The organism is Leclercia adecarboxylata (assembly GCF_023639785.1).
Lineage (GTDB): Bacteria > Pseudomonadota > Gammaproteobacteria > Enterobacterales > Enterobacteriaceae > Enterobacter > Enterobacter adecarboxylatus_D.
On the sequence record NZ_CP098325.1, the window covers coordinates 374,565 to 394,108 of the forward strand.

A 19,544-nucleotide genomic window follows, 5' to 3' on the forward strand; every position below is an offset into this window, starting at 1 on the left:
TAGTTAAAATCGATGTACCGAGGTGGAGCGTAATTTATTACTTTTTTTTACTGGCTGCATGTGAATTTATTTTGAATTAGCGATCATGAACAATATCTGCATTGTTTTTTATATTTCTTTCTTTATGTGACTTTTTAGTTCGCTGGTTTTTGTAATATAATTTGGTTTAGAAATGTGTTTTTTCTTTCTATAAGCGTGGAGAATGCTATTTTTGATAGATATGCTTTGAATATGAAAGGCTTATGGATTTGTTAAAAAAGCGTGAAAAAATATTTTATGTATGAACTGTAAGGCTTCACTTTCGTTTGTGGGTGTGATCTTTCCGTCGAAGGGGCAATAAATAGCGAATCAATTAAATCATTTGTCTAATATTTTTAAACACAGTAAAAAAAGCCAAATCATTTTGTGAAGCAATCCTGGTGATTGCTTAAGAGGGGGTTTATTTTTAATTAAGTTTAAATTGTGTGATTTTGTTGATCCTGCATATGTTTTGAATGCCATAAACGTGCTTTTTAAGATATCTTCTCATATAATAATATCTATATTGCGCACATAATATAAATCATATGAATAACCTATTTGATGATTATTTATATGAATTACAATGCTTCGTGTTACTCAGGATGAGTAGCAGTGTCTAACCCTTTGAGCGTATAAGGAAATTTTACGAACAATGGAATTCGATTTTTTTATAATTAATGATGAAATTATTTTTGATGTGAATTCTTGTCAAGTAAAGGCCCTTGATGGTCCCGACGAAGGCATCATACTTAACACACCAACTGCGCGTTGTTTGCAGCTTTTAATTGATAAAAGAGGTGAGGTTGTTTCCAGAGAAAGCTTTCTGGAGCAGGTCTGGCAGGTACGAGGGATCGTAGTATCACAAAATACGTTTTACCAAAATATCTCACTATTAAGGAAGTCGCTAAAAAAGGTAGGTTTAACGGAAGATATAATTGTTACTGTTCGCCGTAAAGGATTTATGCTTGCTACTGATACTCGTATTCAACCAATAGAAGATAAAAATAGTCTTGTAGGGGAAGGGGCTGAAGCTAATATAACGAATGATAGACAGTCTTCTCCCTTGCCTAACGTGGCGTATAAAGCGCGTGGTTTTAACTTAATGAACGCCTTTCTTCAGTCAATGGGCCGGGAATCGAAAATGCCGAAGTGGTTCATAGTGCTCATCATTCTTTTTATCATTTTAGAACTCATTTCACTTATTTCTGGCTATCTAAACAGATAGTGTTGTTCGCATAGCATTGGAACTAAAAGCATTATGGTTGCCTGGTTCTATGGGCCAGGCAACGTTTCTCAGGATTGTTGCAAACCCAAATCTATTGGCGTCTTACTGGGTTCTCCGCTAATTTCACGTGCCAGTTTTGGTACCATATAGCCCGAAACGAGAGTTAACAACTCACGCATAATTTTGCGAGCTTCGTCATCATTCACCATGAAATGTGCGGCTCCCTGCACTTTATCAAGTACGTGAATGTAGTATGGCATTACGCCGGCGTCGAACAGGGCATTACTCAGTCTGGCCAGGGTATGGGCATTATCATTTACGTCTCGCAACAGTACGCTTTGATTAAGCAGGGTAACGCCAGCCTGACGTAGTCTTAACATTGCCTGGCGGAATGATTCGTCAATTTCGTTGGCGTGATTAATATGGTTCACCAACAAGATTTGCAGTGAAGAACGCGCCAGTCGCTGGGCCAATTCATCTGTAATACGCGCCGGGATAACAATAGGTAAACGGCTGTGAATGCGTAACCGTTTAATATGTGGGATAACTTCCAACTGAGCGATCAGCCAGTCCAGCTCGTGATCTTTCGCCATCAGCGGATCGCCACCCGAGAAGATAATCTCATCCAGTTCCGGGTGGGCGGTGATGTAATCGAGTGCAGCCCGCCAGTTACGTTTGTTCCCCTGATTATCGGCATAGGGGAAGTGACGACGGAAGCAATATCGGCAATTTACCGCACAACCGCCCTTTACCAGTAATAAGGCGCGGTTTCGGTACTTGTGCAGCAAACCGGGCACTACGCTGTTCTGCTCTTCCAGGGGATCGGTGCTGAAGCCAGGGGCGGCGATAAACTCTTCTTGTGCAGTAAGCACCTGTTTTAAGAGTGGATCGTCAGGGTTACCTTTCTCCATTCGGGCAACAAAAGCGCGCGGAACACGGAGCGCAAACAGGCGCTTCGCATCACGGCCAGCCAGGAGTTTTTCGTTAGCGTCCAGATTTAAAAGACGCAGCAGTTCATCCGGACTGGTGATTACATCTGCAAGTTGCAATAACCAATCTTCTCTGGATGGGGTGTTTAGGGTTACAATATGCGCCATTTTGTGGCTTAGCTACCAGTTAACAATTTCAGAGGGCCTTATGGCGACTTACTATAGCAACGATTTTCGTGCCGGTCTTAAAATCATGATGGACGGCGAACCTTACGCGGTTGAAGCCAGTGAATTCGTGAAACCAGGCAAAGGCCAGGCTTTCGCACGCGTAAAGCTGCGCCGCCTGCTGACCGGTACTCGTGTTGAGAAAACCTTCAAATCCACCGACTCCGCTGAAGGCGCAGACGTAGTGGATATGAACCTCACCTACCTGTACAACGATGGTGAATTCTATCACTTCATGAACAACTCTACTTTCGAACAGCTCTCTGCTGATGAGAAAGCGGTCGGTGACAGCGCTAAATGGCTGCTGGATCAGGCTGAGTGCATCGTGACGCTGTGGAACGGCCAGCCTATCGCTGTGACCCCGCCAAACTTCGTTGAGCTGGAAATCGTTGAAACCGATCCAGGTCTCAAGGGTGACACCGCAGGTACTGGCGGCAAGCCAGCTAAGCTGTCTACCGGTGCCGTGGTTAAAGTTCCACTGTTCGTCCAGACTGGCGAAGTGATCAAAGTTGACACCCGCTCTGGTGAATACGTTTCTCGCGTGAAGTAATTCATTTCGGGATGCCGGGCGCAGCAGTCGCTGCGCCTTACCATTCTAAAGAAGGGTCATGGAAGATGCCGCGCACACTCAAAATTATCCTGATGACGATTATTGCCAGCGCTCTGCTTTCCGGCTGCAACACTGCTCGTGGTGTCGGGGAAGATATCAAAAGCCTGGGTAACGCTATTTCGCACGCCGCCTCCTGATATTTTCTACTTTTCCTAAAAATTCTTCCTTTTCCGTCACTCGCCGGGATCCTGGCTATGCTTATGTTGCTGTACACAATAACTTTGCCTAAAAAAGGAAGACATTATGCTTAAGAAAACATGTGTAGCGATCTTTTCTGTCCTGGTGCTTTCATCAGTTTTAACCGCCTGTAACACTACTCGTGGTGTTGGTGAGGATATCTCTCAGGGCGGCAGCGCAATTTCTGGCGCAGCAACTAAAGCTCAGAACTAAAGCACAGGCGTAATTTGGGCGGTACGGTGCTGAATATCGAATCGCCGTACCCTCAGTTTAACGCTCAGGGCAGTGACAGAAACGGCGAGTAACGGGTATCCATATGCAATTTCATCCTGATATTGCGCTTGTAGGTATACACCGTTTTTCCATGAATACTCAGCTTGCTGGCAATTTTCTGATTGCTGGCCCCATCCATCCAGAGCGTTAACACTTTCTCCTCCTGACGTGTCAATAGTGTTGTAGCGGCAGGCCCGGATTCATTGCACTCCTGTGCTGCCAGCGTCTCATTAATCACTTTTGCCAGTGCCTTCAGCGGTGTCGTTTTGGGTAACGATGGGCCTAAAGCAAATGTGCCAGTAAAGGCTGTCATGTCAGGGGGCTCATCCGAATGGAGCAAAATGAAAGGTACGGTCTCACTGGCATTCATCACTGAAGAGAACTGTTGGGTGTCGGCGGTGAATCCCTGAAAATCCGCGATAACCAACGCCGGTTTCCACTGCAGGATATGCTCTCTGGCAAGGAAGAGGTTATTAAGGCCCGTCACCAGCACTGGTGAAGGAAAAAGCCCTGAATGATTGATCCACATTTCCAGGCCCATACGGGTGTAATGACACCGGTCAATCAAGAGAATTTTGAACATGTTATTTCGCAATCGGCAAAGTGTAGTCGCTTCCTGCTATCAGGAAGTGCCTCATCATAAAGAAGTCGGATGAGTAATAAATGACTGAATTTCGCTCCTAATTGCGTCTAATTCTTGGCTTCAGTGACATAACTGGGCCTCAAACAAACAAGTTGAAAAAAAAGTTCATGCTCTTCACAATATGAAATTCATATATCTTGCAGGACGACCTGTAAGCTTTTCTCTCATCGGGGACGGCCCCAGACTGTTATTTAAGTTAAGGAGCCTGATATGCCCTGGATCATACTTTTTATTGCAGGTTTACTCGAAGTTGTATGGGCCATTGGCCTGAAATACACCCACGGCTTTACGCGCCTCACGCCCAGCATTATTACCGTTTCCGCAATGATTGTGAGCATTGTGCTGCTCTCGTGGGCCATGCGTTCGCTACCTGTAGGGACAGCATATGCGGTATGGACGGGGATTGGTGCGGTAGGTGCGGCCATTACCGGGATTTTACTGCTGGGTGAATCTGCGAGCCTGGCGCGTATTGCCAGTCTCGCATTGATTGTTGCCGGTATTATCGGCCTGAAGCTCAGCACGCATTAATGGGGCTGCTCAACCCAGATGAGCTTACTGACATCAAATCCCTGACGCGTTGCGGAATTCAGTAACCTTTGTTTCATCTCATCTGAAATCGTCGGTGTGCGGGAAAGGATCCACAGATAATCACGATCTGGCCCGCACACCAGCGCATGTCGGTAATCTCTATCCAGTCCAATCACGTTATAGCCGCCATAGAAGGGGCCAATGAATGAGACTTTCAGGGCCGCAGTATCAGATGCGCCGGTAAAATACGCTTTGCCCGTCACCTTTTGCCACATACCGCGTTCAGGATTATAGCCCCGGTTGATAACCTGAATTCCACCGTCGTTCATCAGGCTATAATTCGCCGTCACTTTCTCCAGGCCACGTTCAAAACGGTGGTCAAAGCGGGCAATTTCATACCAGGAGCCCAAATATCGCTGGACGTCGAAGGGATGGACGACAGTCACGCCCCGGGGAGGGGTAGGGGAACTGCAGGCGACGACCAGGAACGCAACGGTAACTGCGGCGATGACAGGCAGGATGCGCATAGAAGTATCCTTACAGGATTTTTGTTAAGTGTAGAACCTGTCAGGAATTTTGCTCTCCCACCGGCAGGCGGGAGAGCAAGGAACGGCTACATAAAGACGACGGCAACCAGCGTAACCACGCTTAGGATAGCCGCCAGGCCATAGAACACCCATTTACCGTTAGGAACGTGGATCTTCAGGTCATGCATGGCGTGATGGATACGGTGCAAACCGCACCACAGTGGCAGAACAATCATCAGGAAAATGAATACGCGGCCAATGAAGCTGTGGGCAAAGGCCAGCACCCGCTCGTAGCTCAGCGCATCACCAGGGTAGAGCCCCAGCGGCAGCATAATTCCCACCAGCAGAATAATGACCGGCGCGATAATGGCGCACCACATGCCGCCAGCCCCAAAGAGACCCCAGAAGACGGGCTCATCAGAACGTTTTGGATTTGGATTAATCACTGTGGTCTCCTTACCAGAACAGGGCTACACCGAGAATGACCACGGTCACCACCGCAGTTAACACCCAGAGTCCTTTGATAATTGGCTCTGGCCCAAGTTTTTCGTTTTTCACGATGATATTTGCCGCTTTTGGCGCCAGTTCAAACCAGGTTTTGGTATGCAACAGCGCCGCTGCCAGCACGATGATGTTCAGGATCACCACAATCGGGTTCTGCAGGAACCCGACATAACCAGCCCAGGTTTCCGGGCCGTGTTTCAGGGCAAACAGGCCGTACATCAGTTCAATACTGAACCATACCGCCGGCACTGCCGTGCCTTCACGCAGCATATAGAAGCGATAAAACGGCAGATTTTTCCACCAGGTGGACGGCATCGGCCGTACATAGGCTTTGCGTTTAGTCGTCATCATGCACTCCTTAGCGTGGTTTCAGGGTGGCGATAAGAAAGTCTTTCGAGCTTTCCACTTTACCCTGCTGGATCGCGGCGGCCGGGTCGACGTGCTTCGGACACACTTCCGAGCAGTAGCCGACAAAGGTACAGGTCCATACGCCGTTCTGACCGTTCAGCTGCGCCATACGTTCTTTCTTACCCCGATCGCGGCTGTCTTCGTTGTAGCGATGCGCCAGAGTAATGGCTGCCGGCCCGATAAATTCCGGATTCAGACCAAACTGCGGGCAGGCGGCATAGCACAGGCCGCAGTTAATACAGCCGGAGAACTGGTGATACTTGGCCATCTGCGCCGGGGTCTGCTTGTTAGGCCCTTGCTCCGGCGTGCGTGGGTTACCAATGATGTACGGCTTAATGGCCTCCAGGCTTTCGATAAAGTGGGTCATGTCGACCACCAGATCGCGCTCAATCGGGAAGTTGGCCAGAGCTTCGACTTTCATCCCCTTCGGGTATTCACGCAGGAACGTTTTACAGGCCAGCTTTGGCACCTTATTGACCATCATGCCGCAGGAGCCGCAAATCGCCATACGGCAGGACCAGCGGTAGCTCAGGTCCGGCGCCAGGTTATCTTTGATGTATCCCAGCGCATCCAGCAGGGAGGTCTGTTCATCGTAAGGCACTTCATAGAAAGCACTGTGCGGGGCGCTGTCCACTTCCGGGTTATAGCGCACCACTTCAACTTTCAGGGTTTGCATCTCAGCCATTCGCCGTCTCCTTCTTATCGGCTGCTTCCGCTTCTGCACCGTAAACGCGTTTGGCCGGTGGCAGCGTGGTGATCTTCACGTCGCTGTAGTCCAGACGGGTAGTGCCGTCTGCGTCGCGATAAGCGAGGGTGTGCTTGAGGAAGTTAACGTCGTCACGCTCGGTGCAGCCTTCGTCCAGACGCTGATGCGCGCCGCGTGACTCTTTACGCGCCAGGGCGGAGTGCGCCATACATTCGGCAACATTCAGACCGTGGCCCAGCTCGATGGTGTAGAGCAGATCGGTGTTGAATACGCTGGAAGTGTCTGTGACACGCACACGTTTGAAACGCTCCTGCAGCTCAGCCAGTTTATCAATGGTTTTCTGCATCAGCTCCGGCGTACGGTAAATTCCGCAGCCTTCTTCCATGGAAAGGCCCATCTCATCACGGATCTTCGCCCAGTTTTCACTGCCTTCCTGATTAACCAGCTTTTTCAGACGCTGCTCAACATCTGCTGCCTGCGCATCCAGGGCGGCACCGTTAGCTACGCCAGCAGCAGCAGCGCGCGCCATGGCCTGCTCACCGGCCAGACGGCCAAACACCACCAGTTCTGCCAGCGAGTTTGAGCCCAGACGGTTAGCCCCGTGCAAGCCGACGGATGAACATTCGCCCACTGCAAACAGGCCCTGAATTCGGGTTTCACACTGTTGATCGGTTTCGATACCGCCCATGGTGTAGTGTGCGGTTGGACGCACTGGAATCGGCTCTTTAACCGGATCGACGCCAACATAGGCTTTGGACAGTTCACAGATAAACGGCAGGCGCTCCAGCAGCTTTTTCTCACCCAGGTGGCGTAGATCGAGATAGACCACATCGCCGCGCGGGGTTGGGATAGTGTTGCCTTTGCGCCACTCATGCCAGAAGGCCTGAGACACTTTATCGCGTGGGCCAAGCTCCATGTATTTGTTCTTCGGCTCGCCGAGCGGGGTTTCCGGGCCCATTCCGTAATCCTGCAGATAGCGGTAGCCATTTTTATTCACCAGAATACCGCCTTCACCGCGACAGCCTTCCGTCATCAGAATGCCGGAACCCGGCAGACCGGTGGGGTGATACTGCACAAACTCCATGTCACGCAGCGGAACGCCGTGCTGCAGCGCCATGCCCATGCCGTCGCCCGTCACGATGCCGCCGTTGGTGTTGTAGCGGTAGACGCGTCCGGCCCCGCCGGTCGCCATCACCACTGCATTGGCGCGGATCTGGACCAGCGTACCTTCCATCATGTTCATCGCTACCAGGCCGCGAGCCTGACCGTCATCAACCAGGATGTCGAGGACGAAATGTTCGTCGAAGCGCTGGATCTGGGGGAACTGCAGTGAAGTCTGGAACAGGGTATGAAGCATATGGAAGCCGGTCTTATCGGCGGCAAACCAGGTGCGTTCAATTTTCATGCCGCCGAAACGACGCACGTTGACGCTACCATCGTCCCGGCGGCTCCACGGGCAGCCCCACTGCTCCAGTTGGGTCATTTCCGTCGGGCAATGATGGACGAAATAATCGACGACATCCTGTTCGCACAGCCAGTCACCGCCGGCCACTGTGTCGTGAAAATGATAATCAAAGCTGTCATGATCCTGCGCCACGGCGGCGGATCCCCCCTCGGCGGCAACCGTATGGCTGCGCATAGGGTATACTTTTGAAATCAGGGCGATTTTAGCGTTTGGATTAGCCTGGGCTGCAGCTATCGCTGCGCGTAATCCCGCTCCGCCAGCGCCAATAATGGCAAGATCGGCTTGATAGGTATGCACGACATTCCTCCAGATTTTTGATATTTCGCATCTTAACTACCTAAGGTAGTGCACGGCCCGGGAGGGCAAATGCGAAAGCGATTCCACTGCTCCTTTATGGGTAACGCAGTATAGCCGTAGGAAAGGAAGGGAAATTTGACGTGTTCGATTTTTTTGCGGTTATTTCCCTCCATTTATCATTGCAATTGATGAATTGCGTCACGTTATTATTGAAGATTATGAAAACCACAAAATTCACTGGGCAAAATTTGTCTCTGCCATGGGTTACGAGTAGACTTCGTCCCCTTGTCTGAAATCGGAGAAATTCTCATGAGCGAAACGGCCACCTGGCAGCCGAGCGCATCCATCCCCAATCTGTTAAAACGCGCAGCAATTATGGCGGAGATCCGCCGCTTCTTTGCCGACCGCGGTGTGCTGGAGGTGGAAACGCCCTGCATGAGTCAGGCGACGGTGACCGATATTCATCTGGTGCCGTTTGAAACCCGTTTTGTTGGTCCCGGTCACTCCCAGGGGATGAATCTCTACCTGATGACCAGCCCGGAATACCACATGAAGCGCCTGCTGGCGGCGGGGTGTGGCCCGGTTTATCAGCTGTGCCGCAGCTTCCGCAACGAAGAGATGGGACGACATCACAACCCGGAATTCACCATGCTGGAGTGGTACCGCCCGCATTATGATATGTATCGCCTGATGAATGAGGTGGACGATCTGCTGCAGCAGGTACTGGAGTGCCCGGAAGCCGAGACGCTCTCTTATCAGCAGGCTTTCCAGCGTTATCTGGAGATTGACCCGCTCTCTGCTGACAAAACCCAACTGCGTGAAGCGGCAGCGAAGTTGGATCTCAGCAATATCGCCGATACCGAAGAGGATCGCGACACGCTGCTGACGATGCTCTTTACCTTTGGCGTTGAGCCGCAGATTGGCAAAGATCGCCCGACCTTCGTCTATCACTTCCCGGCAAGCCAGGCGTCCCTGGCGCAGATCAGCACGGAAGACCACCGCGTGGCGGAGCGTTTCGAGGTGTACTTTAAAGGTATTGAACTGGCGAATGGTTTCCATGAGCTGACCGATGCCCGTGAACAGCAGCAGCGTTTTGATCAGGATAACCGCAAGCGCGCCACGCGCGGCCTGCCGCAGCAGCCTATCGACCACAATTTGCTGGACGCGTTAAAAGCCGGCCTGCCGGACTGCTCCGGCGTGGCGCTGGGTGTCGATCGTCTGGTGATGCTGGCGCTGGGCGCCGCGCAGCTGGGTGATGTGATTGCCTTTACCGTAGACCGCGCCTGACTGCACGCCGGGTGGCGCTGCGCTAACCCGGCCTACGAAGCATGTAGGCCCGTGCAAGCGTAGCGCCGCCGGGCATGCTGACTTACAGACTCCCCGCCGGGCGCGCCTTCGCCGCCGACGTTAACGTTCTTCCCGTCTTACGACCGTCCAGACTTTCCAGACGCATCTGGAACGGTGGGAACGGCAAGTCGATACCGTGTTCACGGAAGCCCGCCAGAATCAGCTGGTGGATTTCGTGGCGCAGCGGCATACGATGGCCCATTTCCGCAGCGTAAATACGCAGTTCGAAAATCTGGATCCCCTGCTGTAAATCCACCAGGAACACTTCCGGCTCTGGCGTGCTGATCACCAGCGAGCAGCGCTCGGCCGCCGTGTAGAGGATCTGCGTTACCTCTTCGCTATTGGCATCCGATGGGGCTGGTACGGTCAGGACCACACGCGTGACGGAGTCCGACAGCGACCAGTTAATAAACTGCTCGGTGATAAAGGCTTTATTAGGGACGATGATCTCTTTACGGTCCCAGTCGCTGATGGTGGTGGCACGGGTGTTGATTTTGGAGATGCTGCCGGTCAGATCGCGAATTGTCACGGTATCGCCAATACGGATCGGCTTTTCAAACAGGATAATCAGGCCAGAGATAAAGTTGGCGAAGATCTCCTGCAGACCAAACCCGAGCCCGACACCCAGAGCGGCAACCAGCCATTGCAGCTTCGACCACTCAATCCCGATCATCGAGAAGCCCACCAGCCCGCCAAACAGCATCAACAGGTATTTGGTGATGGTGGTGATGGCGTATCCGGTACCGGGCGTTAAATCCAGGTGCTGTAACAGCGCCAGCTCCAGCAGGGCCGGGAAGTTACGGATCAGTTGAGTGGTGATGATGAACACCAGAATGGCAATCAGCACCGCGCCGAGCGTTATTGGCTCCAGGCTCTCCACGCCCTGCACCGTCGAGGTCACATCCCAGAGGGTAATGTTCTCAAGGAAGCCAAACGCCGAGTGAATTTCCGACCACAGCACGATCACGGAGAGCAGGGCGATCAGCATCAGGATGGAGCGCACCAGGCGCAGTGACTGGGTACTGATGGCATCCAGATCCAGCTCGGTTTCATCGACCTCTATCGCGCCTTCGGTGCTGAGCGTATGGGCCGGCTCCTCTTCACCACGCGCACGCTGGGCGAGAATTTCGGCCCGGCGGTTCTTCGCCCGGTCGAAGGCCAGACGACGGCGTTGAATCAGCATCCAGCGGCGAATCACGTGGTAGACCACCAGCAGCAGGAACCAGATCGCCACCGACGTCTCAAGGCGTGCCAGCAGCGCCTGAGCGGTCGCCAGATAGCCGACGGCTGCCGCGAGAATTGCCGCCAGCGGAGCGCTGAGCAGCAGGTTCCACAGCATGCGGTTAATCATGTTATCGCCGCTGCCCTCTTTGTCGAGATAGAGCGGTATCCCTGCCTTCTTCAGGCTCAGCGTAACCACCGCCAGCGCACCGCAAATCAGCATAAAGCACAGACGACCCAGCGAGCCGGAAAACTCCCGATCGTTGAGATTATCAAACATGATCAGGGCCATAATCAGCGGCACGATAAGCCCGATGCTCATCAGGTAGTAGCGCATGGCGCGCGCCACGCGATTACGTGGCCAGCCAAAGTGCGCGACAAAGAGTCCATTAGGACGGGCGAAGGTGGCGCAGATCATCACCACCCACAGCAGCGGCACGGTGGCCGTCACCCCGGCACCGATAGCCACCGCCAGCGGATAAGGCCAGGCTTCGCGCAGACCATAACCCAGCGTCATCCACAGGACCGGCAGCGGGGAGGCGACCAGAATCGACCAGAAGACCGTGCGCAGCGTGAGCCAGAAATGGTCCTGCGTCACTTTGCCGACGCGCGCGCTGGAGCGATCGAGGAAACGGGTGAAGTGGCGGCGCGAGTAAATGCTGAATCCAACCAGAATCAGCGCCCCCAACAGCGGGAAAATCGTCTCCTTGTTGGTAAGCATCATGATGCTGGCTTTGCCGAGCTGGCTAAAGGTATCCAGGGAAATCAAACGCCGCAGATCCTGAACAATATCAATTGGCCAGGAGAAGGAGACCGGCCGTACATCCGACGTCCAGAACAGATAGCGGTGAGTGGCTTCGTTAACCTCTTTTAGTGCATCTTCCAGCTGGCTGTTCGATACCTTCAGTTTGGTTAACTCGAGCAGCAGGGTATCGCCGCCCTGCAGCAGGGAGTTCAGTAGCTCACGCTGCGTTCTCAGTTGCGCTTCCAGGATCCGGTTTTGCTCGGCGGTAAGGGGTTTGCCGTCCGGCTGGTGGATCTGGCGCAGTTGCGGCTGCTTGTTCAACTGATCTTCAAAGCGCAGACGCTGTACGCGAAGCTGCGCCATTTCGGTGTCGAGCTGCTGAGGTTTGGGCATCTCGGGCAGACGAGCCACCTGAGCACGCAGGGCTTCACCGAGCAGATTCGATGAACCCAGCCACTGAGACTGTTCCCGCAGGGTGTTCAGCGCCTGGCGCACCTGCAGGGTCTGATTTGTTGCCTGGCGCTGCTGCGAGGCCACCAGATCCATACGCTGCGCCTGCTGGTTAAGCGCGGCCGAAAGCTCACGGTTAACCTTGAACTGCTCAACGATGCCAGCCGGCAGGTTCTCGCTGTTTTCCGCCAGCAGCTCGGTGCTTTCCAGCGCCCGTTCTGCTTCGCGCTGGCGCTGGCTGTTCAACTGATTGCGTAGCGCCTGAAGATAGGCATCCAGCTGCTCACCCTGCTTCTTCGCCAGCTCAGAGCGCATACGCGCCAGCTCCTGGCGATTATTGGCCGACAGTTGCGCCAGCTCCAGCTCATCCACCAGGGCTTTTAACCTGGCGGATTCTGCCTGCATACCCAGACTCTGCGCCTGGTTAAGAGGAGTATTGCCGGTTTGCGCCCCGGCCCGGCGCTCAACCTCATTGAGCTGCCGGCGGGCATCGGTTTGTTGCTGGGGCAGCTGGCTCAGGGAGTCAGCGATATCACGGGCACGCTCCTGCTCCTGCTGCGCCTGGCGGGTTTTTTCCAGTAACTGGCTGCTGACCTGCAGGATCTCCTGATTGAGCGCATCTGAGGTCAGTCCCGCAGGTACCTGACGCGGCTCTTCACGAATATCGCTCAGCTGCGTGCGCAGGGTTTGTGAAAGTTTGGGGAAGTTATCGATAACTTGCTGATACTGCGTGGCGCGCTCAAGGGAACCTTTACGCTCCTCAAGGGCATTCAGCGCAGCCTGGAGCGCCTCGACGGCTTCCGGCTGAGCGGGTTTTGCCGCCTTCGCCTGCTCCAGTTCTTGCGTGATTTGTTTGGTATCAGGGGCCGTCGCTGCGTACGCCCCCATGCTGAGGCACCAGGCCATCAGAAAAGTGATAATCAGGCGCACGTCAGTTTACCTTTACTTAGCTTTCGTCTTTCTTGTCGTCAACCAGTGGGCTGGCTTCGAGTTCGGCGGCAATTTCTTCTTCTGGCAGCGGCGCAGGCTCTGCATCCGTTGTTACGAAGGGCTCCGTCGACACTGCCAGCGGCTGGCCGAGTTTGGTCACGGACAGGCTTTCGAGCTGCTCTACCAGCTGCACTTTACCCGGGGCAAAGAGGTTAATAACGGTAGAGCCGAGCTTGAAGCGTCCCATCTCCTGGCCTTTCAGCAGCGCCACGGAGCCTTCGCTTTCGCCCGCAGGCCACGTCCAGCGTTTGATCACGCCTTCACGCGGCGGCGTAATGGTGCCAGCCCAGACCGTTTCAATGCTGCCAACAATGGTCGCACCCACCAGAATCTGCGCCATCGGGCCAAACTCGGTGTCGAACAGGCAGATCACACGCTCGTTGCGGGCAAACAGGTTCGGCACGTTTTGCGCCGTCAGGTGGTTAACCGAGAACAGATCGCCCGGTACGTAGATCATTTCACGCAGGATGCCGTTGCACGGCATATGCACGCGGTGATAGTCGCGCGGCGACAGGTAGGTGGTGGCAAACGACCCGTTGCGGAACAGATCCGCCATGATGTAGTTACCTGCCAGCAGGGCTTCGAGGCTGTAGTTGTGGCCTTTGGCCTGCAAAATCTTGTCGTTTTCGATAGCGCCCAGCTGGCTGATCACGCCGTCGGCAGGCATCACCAGCACGTTCGGGTCAGTATTCAGGGGGCGCACTTCGTCGCGCAGTGGGCGGACAAAGAAATCATTGAAGGTGCGGTAGCTGGCTGTATCCGGCTTCTGCGCTTCCTTCATATCGACCTTGTAGTATTTGACGAACAGATCGATTACCAGCTTCGTCAGCCAGCCCGCTCGTTTGCTCGCGCCCCAGCCCGCCAGGCGAGTGAGCCACAGTTTCGGCAGAATGTATTGAAGCGAAAGTTTAAATGAGTTTAACAAGGTAGCCTCCAGGCCATTGTTTTGTCGTTCCTGATCCGGCCGTCAGACAGCCGGAACCTGAAAAAAGGGGACGATTTTAGCGACGCTTAGCTTAGTTGTCAGTCATCAGATTCAGAAAAGCTTTTACGCGTTTTTACCTGCGCCATGCTTTCAAGAATATGGTGATAGTTTGCAAAACGGGTTTCCGCAATGTCACCCTTTTCAACCGCGGCACGAATGGCGCAACCAGGGTCGTTATCGTGCTTACAGTCGCGGTATTTACACGCGCCTAAATAGTCGAGAAATTCGACAAAGCCGTTAAATATTTGATCGGGTTCGAGATGCCACAGACCAAATTCACGTACTCCCGGGGAGTCGATGACATCGCCGCCATGCGGGAAGTGATACAGACGTGAGGCGGTGGTGGTGTGCTGACCCAGCCCCGAATTATCAGAGACATCGTTGGTCAGGATCTCTTGTTGCAAGCCGAGCAAATTATTCAGCAGGCTGGATTTGCCCACCCCGGACTGGCCGGCGAAAATGCTGATGCGATCGGTCAACGCCTCTTCGAGCGGCTTCAGGCCATCCTGCGTACGGCTTGAAACCATCAGCACGCGATAGCCAATCTCGCGATAGATATCCATCTGCTCGTTCACAAATTTCATGCCTTCGTCGTCGAGCAAATCAATCTTGTTCAGCACGATCAGCGGTTCAACCTGCAGGGTTTCACACGCGACGAGATAGCGGTCGATAATGTTCAGCGACAGTTCCGGCAGAATGGCAGAGACAATCACGATCTGATCGATATTGGCAGCAATCGGTTTTACGCCATCGTAAAAGTCAGGACGCGTTAATACCGACGTACGTTCATGTACGGCTTCGACGATGCCTTTCACCGCTACGCCTTCTGCGGCAGTTTTACCCGGGCGCCATACCACGCGATCACCGGTGACCAGCGAGCGGATGGTGCGGCGAATATTACAGCGGTGAACGTCGCCATCGGCAGACTCCACGTCGGCATGCATACCGAAGCGGCTAATCACGATGCCTTCCGCGGGCTCGCCAAACAGGTTGTCGTCGTAGTCGACCTTCTCCGAAGTGGTTTTAAGGCGGCGCTGGTGATTGGCTTTTACGCGGCGCTGCTGCCCTTTGGAGAGTTTATTTTTACTCAATCGTGCTGGCTCCTGGTCGCCCATATTGGGCAAAACCTCTATGATACACACTAATTAATACTAGTTAACCTGCCACGGCCGGTTATGCGAGAAGGGTGGAAAATAACATGAGTGCAGATGAAAACAATCTGATTTGGATCGATCTGGAGATGACCGGACTGGATCCCGAGCGCGATCGCATTATTGAGATCGCCACGCTGGTGACCGACGCAAACCTGAATATCCTGGCGGAAGGGCCTACCATTGCCGTACACCAGTCTGACGAACAGCTGGCGCTGATGGATGACTGGAACGTGCGCACTCACACCGGCAGCGGGCTGGTGGATCGCGTGAAAGCCAGCACTCAGGGCGACCGCGATGCTGAGCTGGCGACAATCGAATTTCTGAAACAGTGGGTGCCGCAGGGCAAGTCGCCGATTTGTGGCAACAGCATCGGCCAGGATCGCCGCTTCCTGTTTAAGTATATGCCGGAGCTGGAAGCTTATTTCCACTACCGTTATCTGGATGTCAGCACCCTGAAAGAGCTGGCGCGTCGCTGGAAACCCGAAATCCTCGACGGCTTTAAGAAGCAGGGCACTCATCAGGCCATGGACGACATCCGGGAGTCGGTAGCCGAGCTGGCTTACTACCGCGAACATTTTATTAATTTATAAGCGGTATTCCCGGCAGCACCGCGCTTGCCGGGCAATGACGCTCTAAATTTGCGCAATGTGATGGATATTGCAGCACTTGAACTAAATTTATAAAAAAACGCTTTTGAGGGGGTTGCAGGAGAAAAGATTTCTCGTATAATGCGCCTCCCGTAACGACAGAGAATTCATCGTTACGACAGCAATAAATTTGCGGGAATAGCTCAGTTGGTAGAGCACGACCTTGCCAAGGTCGGGGTCGCGAGTTCGAGTCTCGTTTCCCGCTCCAAAATTTATTCGCAAAGAAGTAAGACCACCAATCGCAGGATTTCAAGTTGCAACAAGGCGCAACTGAACGAATTCTTAGGAGCTTACTCAAGTAAGTGACTAAGGTGAGTGAGGGCAGCCACGCAGTGGCGGCTTGAAAGACGAAGATTAAGCGGGAATAGCTCAGTTGGTAGAGCACGACCTTGCCAAGGTCGGGGTCGCGAGTTCGAGTCTCGTTTCCCGCTCCAAAATTTGTTTGCAAAGCAGTAACACCACCCAAGCGGGAATAGCTCAGTTGGTAGAGCACGACCTTGCCAAGGTCGGGGTCGCGAGTTCGAGTCTCGTTTCCCGCTCCAAATTTTATCTCCTCCTCCAGATATCCACAGCGGAAAGCCCCGCCGGGGATGATTTGTTTCATTTCTGACAAACTCTTCTTAACAGACTTATCCACAGCTTTATCTTTTTCTGACTACTATCAGAATACTTCGCCTGATGAATAGTAACTTCTTAATAGCCTGAAAATTATAAAGAAAATATCATTTCAAATTGTTAAGCCGATCACTTGACCTGTGGCCGCACCCAGAGTACTTCTGGCTTTTGATTTTTATTCACAGGCTGTGGAAACATCATGCATCGCGTGGAAGCCCTTTTTCGATCACGCGTACCAGCCTGATTTTCTGCGGTAATTGTACCTCCACCACACAGGCGTTTCGCTTGTCTATTTGCTGCGCAATCGCCCACTCTATGTGCTCATCAAGAAGTGGGTGCTCACCCCGGCGACTTTCCAGCGCCTTAAGGTTAGCCTCATCCCAGGGGGCATTGCCCAGCGCGACGGCGATATTACGCAGCCAGCGCAGGTGGCCGATACGGCGAATCGCCGATCCTTCTGTCACTTTCAGGAACCAGGCCTCGCTCCAGGCGAACAGTTCGATAAGCGGCGGCGCGTGCAATGCCTTGCGGGGGCTGAAGTCGTCCTCTTCCGTTAACTGCGAATAACGGTTCCACGGGCAAATCAGCTGACAGTCATCGCAACCGTAGATGCGATTGCCGATCAACGGACGAAACTCTTCCGGGATCGCCCCTTCAAGTTCAATGGTCAGGTACGAGATGCAGCGGCGGGCATCGACGGTATAAGGCTCGACAATGGCCCCGGTGGGGCAGATAGTCATACAGGCCACGCAGCGGCCACAGCCTTCTTCGACCGGTTTATCCACCGGTAAAGGGATATCAATCAGTAACTCGCCAAGGAAAAAGAAAGAGCCAGCGTCGCGGCTCAGGATAAGTGAGTGCTTACCTGTCCAGCCGAGCCCGGCTTTTTCAGCCAGCGGACGCTCAAGAACAGGCGCAGAATCGACAAAGGGTCTAAAATTCAGCGTGGCGCACTGCTCCTGAATCATTTCCCCAAGCTTTTTGAGTCGGTTACGCAACAGTTTATGATAATCACGCCCCAGGGCATAACGGCTGACATAGCCCAGCGATGGGTTTTTCAGCGTACTGGCAAAAGCGGCTCCGGTGGGAAGGTAGTTCATACGCACGCTGATCACGCGCAGGGTTCCTGGCAACAGTTCATGCGGGCGGGCGCGCATCATACCGTGGCGCGCCATCCACTCCATCTCGCCGTGGTATTGATTATCCAGCCATGCCTGCAGTTTTGGCTCGCTGGCAGAGAGATCGGTATCGGTGATACCCACGTGTTGAAAACCAAGCTCAGCGCCCCACTGTTTAATGTTTTGCGCTAACTGATTGAGATCGAGGGGCTGTGACATGACGGACCATACTGTGAAGAAAAACCCCGCAAGTATACCACACTCTGTCTGGCCCGCAGATGACCTGCGGCACGCCGAAAAAGAGGCGGCAGACAGTCTCGGCATAACCCTTTATGAACTGATGCAGCGCGCGGGCGAGGCGGCTTTCACCGTTGCCCGCACCGCATACCCGCAGTCCCGCCACTGGCTGATCCTGTGCGGTCATGGCAATAACGGCGGCGATGGCTATGTGGTTGCCCGACTGGCGCTTGCCGCAGGCATTACCGTTACGCTGCTGGCGCTGGAGAGTGACAAACCGCTTCCTGAAGAAGCAACAAACGCCCGGCAAGCCTGGCTGGATGCGGCGGGGGTGATACACGCCGCAGATACGCCCTGGCCAGAAGGCATCGACCTGATCGTCGACGGCCTGCTGGGTACCGGTTTACGCAGCGCACCTCGCGATGAGGTTGCTGTCCTGATCGCCCATGCTAACCAACACAGGGCTCCCGTCGTGGCGCTGGATATTCCCTCCGGGCTGGTAGCCCAGACGGGCACCACGCCAGGTGAGGTCATTCATGCCGCCCATACGGTGACGTTTATCGCCCTCAAACCCGGCCTGCTGACCGGTAAAGCGCGCGATGTGGTCGGCGCGTTACATCATAATGCCCTTGGGCTGGAGGGGTGGCTCGCCGGGCAGGAGACCGCTATCACGCGCTTTGATGCGGCGCATCTGGCGCAATGGCTTCCTCCGCGCCGCCCCACATCCCATAAGGGCGATCACGGCAGGCTGGTGATTATCGGTGGCGATCGTGGTACGGCGGGGGCTATCCGCATGACCGGCGAAGCGGCGCTGCGTACCGGGGCGGGGCTGGTGCGCGTGCTGACGCGCAGCGAAAATATTACGCCGATCGTCACCGCCCGGCCTGAACTTATGGTGCATGAACTGACGCCGAAGTCGCTGGACGACAGCCTGCAGTGGGCGGATGTGGTGGTGATTGGCCCTGGTCTGGGCCAGGAGTCGTGGGGGAAGGAGGCGCTACGCAAGGTCGAAAACTTCCGGCATGCGATGCTGTGGGACGCTGACGCGCTCAACCTTCTGGCAATCAACCCGGATAAACGTCACAATCGCATCCTGACGCCGCACCCCGGCGAGGCCGCGCGGCTGCTTAACTGCAGCGTTGCAGAAATTGAAAGCGATCGCTTACATTCTGCCCGACGTCTGGTAAAACGTTACGGTGGTGTTGTCGTTCTGAAAGGCGCCGGTACTGTCGTCGCCAGCGAGAGCGGCGTGGCTGGCATCGTGGATGTCGGCAATGCCGGAATGGCGAGCGGCGGAATGGGCGACGTGCTTTCGGGTATCATCGGCGCGTTGCTCGGACAAAAACTGGCGCTTTATGATGCCGCCTGCGCAGGCTGCGTCGCGCATGGTCTGGCCGCCGATATGCTGGCCGATCAGTACGGCACGCGTGGCATGCTGGCAACCGATCTTTTTGACACGCTGCGGCGTGTCGTTAACCCAAAATAATTGACGTAGAA

General features: G+C 53.9%; 19 protein-coding genes and 3 tRNA genes. 11 read left to right on the plus strand and 11 right to left on the minus strand.

The features are described 5' to 3' along the window. The first annotated feature begins 673 nt into the window (after positions 1–673). A complete protein-coding gene (locus tag NB069_RS01750) occupies positions 674–1,246 on the plus strand; it encodes a winged helix-turn-helix domain-containing protein (protein ID WP_250587246.1) in 573 nt (190 codons plus the stop codon). A 68-nt stretch (positions 1,247–1,314) separates the two neighbouring features. Here the strand turns inward: NB069_RS01750 and epmB are convergent, their stop codons facing one another. Then, entirely contained in the window at positions 1,315–2,343 is a 1,029-nt protein-coding gene (gene epmB, locus NB069_RS01755) for an EF-P beta-lysylation protein EpmB (RefSeq protein WP_250587248.1), read from the minus strand. A gap of 40 nt (positions 2,344–2,383) precedes the next feature. Between epmB and efp the strand changes: the two genes are divergently transcribed. From efp to ecnB, 3 genes are all read left to right on the plus strand, one after another. Continuing rightward, on the plus strand, positions 2,384–2,950 hold the full coding sequence (gene efp, locus NB069_RS01760; RefSeq protein WP_010427766.1) for an elongation factor P: 567 nt from the start codon (positions 2,384–2,386) through the stop codon (positions 2,948–2,950). Between the two features lie 92 nt (positions 2,951–3,042). Continuing rightward, positions 3,043–3,147, plus strand: coding sequence for an entericidin A/B family lipoprotein (locus NB069_RS01765; protein WP_434543616.1), 105 nt, complete (start codon positions 3,043–3,045; stop codon positions 3,145–3,147). Positions 3,148–3,253: 106 nt separating this feature from the next. Further along, the gene (gene ecnB, locus NB069_RS01770; RefSeq protein ID WP_250587252.1) at positions 3,254–3,400 is read left to right on the plus strand and encodes a lipoprotein toxin entericidin B; all 147 of its coding nucleotides are present in this window, start codon (positions 3,254–3,256) and stop codon (positions 3,398–3,400) included. Positions 3,401–3,464: 64 nt separating this feature from the next. On the opposite strand, the gene NB069_RS01775 is transcribed toward ecnB, so the two are convergent. Beyond that, on the minus strand, positions 3,465–4,043 hold the full coding sequence (locus NB069_RS01775; RefSeq protein ID WP_250587253.1) for a LuxR C-terminal-related transcriptional regulator: 579 nt from the start codon (positions 4,041–4,043) through the stop codon (positions 3,465–3,467). Between the two features lie 270 nt (positions 4,044–4,313). On the opposite strand from NB069_RS01775, the gene sugE reads away from it, so the two are divergent. Next, positions 4,314–4,631, plus strand: a complete 318-nt coding sequence (gene sugE / locus NB069_RS01780; RefSeq protein ID WP_106994027.1) for a quaternary ammonium compound efflux SMR transporter SugE — start codon at positions 4,314–4,316, stop codon at positions 4,629–4,631. Here the strand turns inward: sugE and NB069_RS01785 are convergent. The 5 genes from NB069_RS01785 to frdA form a co-directional block, all read right to left on the minus strand. After that, positions 4,628–5,158 carry a lipocalin family protein gene (locus NB069_RS01785; RefSeq protein WP_250587254.1) on the minus strand — a complete coding sequence of 177 codons (531 nt, stop codon included), beginning with the start codon at positions 5,156–5,158 and terminating at the stop codon, positions 4,628–4,630. The genes sugE and NB069_RS01785 overlap by 4 nt on opposite strands. An 86-nt stretch (positions 5,159–5,244) precedes the next feature. Then, the gene (gene frdD, locus NB069_RS01790) at positions 5,245–5,604 is read right to left on the minus strand and encodes a fumarate reductase subunit FrdD (protein WP_039028426.1); all 360 of its coding nucleotides are present in this window, start codon (positions 5,602–5,604) and stop codon (positions 5,245–5,247) included. Between the two features lie 10 nt (positions 5,605–5,614). Next, entirely contained in the window at positions 5,615–6,010 is a 396-nt protein-coding gene (gene frdC / locus NB069_RS01795; RefSeq protein ID WP_250587256.1) for a fumarate reductase subunit FrdC, read from the minus strand. Positions 6,011–6,020: 10 nt separating this feature from the next. Continuing rightward, on the minus strand, positions 6,021–6,755 hold the full coding sequence (locus NB069_RS01800) for a succinate dehydrogenase/fumarate reductase iron-sulfur subunit (RefSeq protein ID WP_250587258.1): 735 nt from the start codon (positions 6,753–6,755) through the stop codon (positions 6,021–6,023). Then, positions 6,748–8,538: a fumarate reductase (quinol) flavoprotein subunit gene (gene frdA / locus NB069_RS01805; protein ID WP_250587260.1), complete on the minus strand. Its 1,791-nt coding sequence runs from the start codon at positions 8,536–8,538 to the stop codon at positions 6,748–6,750. The genes NB069_RS01800 and frdA overlap by 8 nt, the downstream gene beginning before the upstream one ends. A 309-nt stretch (positions 8,539–8,847) precedes the next feature. Between frdA and epmA the strand changes: the two genes are divergently transcribed. Then, positions 8,848–9,825, plus strand: coding sequence for an elongation factor P--(R)-beta-lysine ligase (gene epmA, locus NB069_RS01810; protein ID WP_250587262.1), 978 nt, complete (start codon positions 8,848–8,850; stop codon positions 9,823–9,825). 82 nt (positions 9,826–9,907) lie between these two features. Here epmA and mscM read toward each other — a convergent pair whose 3' ends face one another. The 3 genes from mscM to rsgA form a co-directional block, all read right to left on the minus strand. Continuing rightward, complete coding sequence (mscM, locus tag NB069_RS01815) at positions 9,908–13,231, minus strand: miniconductance mechanosensitive channel MscM (protein ID WP_250587264.1); 3,324 nt, start codon at positions 13,229–13,231, stop codon at positions 9,908–9,910. 16 nt (positions 13,232–13,247) lie between these two features. Beyond that, the gene (gene asd, locus NB069_RS01820) at positions 13,248–14,216 is read right to left on the minus strand and encodes an archaetidylserine decarboxylase (RefSeq protein WP_250587266.1); all 969 of its coding nucleotides are present in this window, start codon (positions 14,214–14,216) and stop codon (positions 13,248–13,250) included. A 98-nt stretch (positions 14,217–14,314) separates the two neighbouring features. Beyond that, positions 14,315–15,367 carry a small ribosomal subunit biogenesis GTPase RsgA gene (gene rsgA / locus NB069_RS01825; RefSeq protein WP_250587268.1) on the minus strand — a complete coding sequence of 351 codons (1,053 nt, stop codon included), beginning with the start codon at positions 15,365–15,367 and terminating at the stop codon, positions 14,315–14,317. A gap of 107 nt (positions 15,368–15,474) precedes the next feature. On the opposite strand from rsgA, the gene orn reads away from it, so the two are divergent. From orn to NB069_RS01845, 4 genes are all read left to right on the plus strand, one after another. Then, positions 15,475–16,020, plus strand: a complete 546-nt coding sequence (gene orn / locus NB069_RS01830; protein WP_250587270.1) for an oligoribonuclease — start codon at positions 15,475–15,477, stop codon at positions 16,018–16,020. A gap of 189 nt (positions 16,021–16,209) precedes the next feature. Next, positions 16,210–16,285, plus strand: a tRNA-Gly gene (locus NB069_RS01835). A 150-nt stretch (positions 16,286–16,435) separates the two neighbouring features. Then, a tRNA-Gly gene (locus NB069_RS01840) sits at positions 16,436–16,511 on the plus strand. A gap of 32 nt (positions 16,512–16,543) precedes the next feature. Next, positions 16,544–16,619 (plus strand) — tRNA-Gly (locus NB069_RS01845). Between the two features lie 270 nt (positions 16,620–16,889). Here the strand turns inward: NB069_RS01845 and queG are convergent. Further along, positions 16,890–18,029, minus strand: coding sequence for a tRNA epoxyqueuosine(34) reductase QueG (queG, locus tag NB069_RS01850; protein ID WP_250587272.1), 1,140 nt, complete (start codon positions 18,027–18,029; stop codon positions 16,890–16,892). On the opposite strand from queG, the gene nnr reads away from it, so the two are divergent. After that, positions 18,028–19,533, plus strand: a complete 1,506-nt coding sequence (gene nnr, locus NB069_RS01855) for a bifunctional ADP-dependent NAD(P)H-hydrate dehydratase/NAD(P)H-hydrate epimerase (protein ID WP_250587274.1) — start codon at positions 18,028–18,030, stop codon at positions 19,531–19,533. The genes queG and nnr overlap by 2 nt on opposite strands. Positions 19,534–19,544 lie beyond the last annotated feature (11 nt).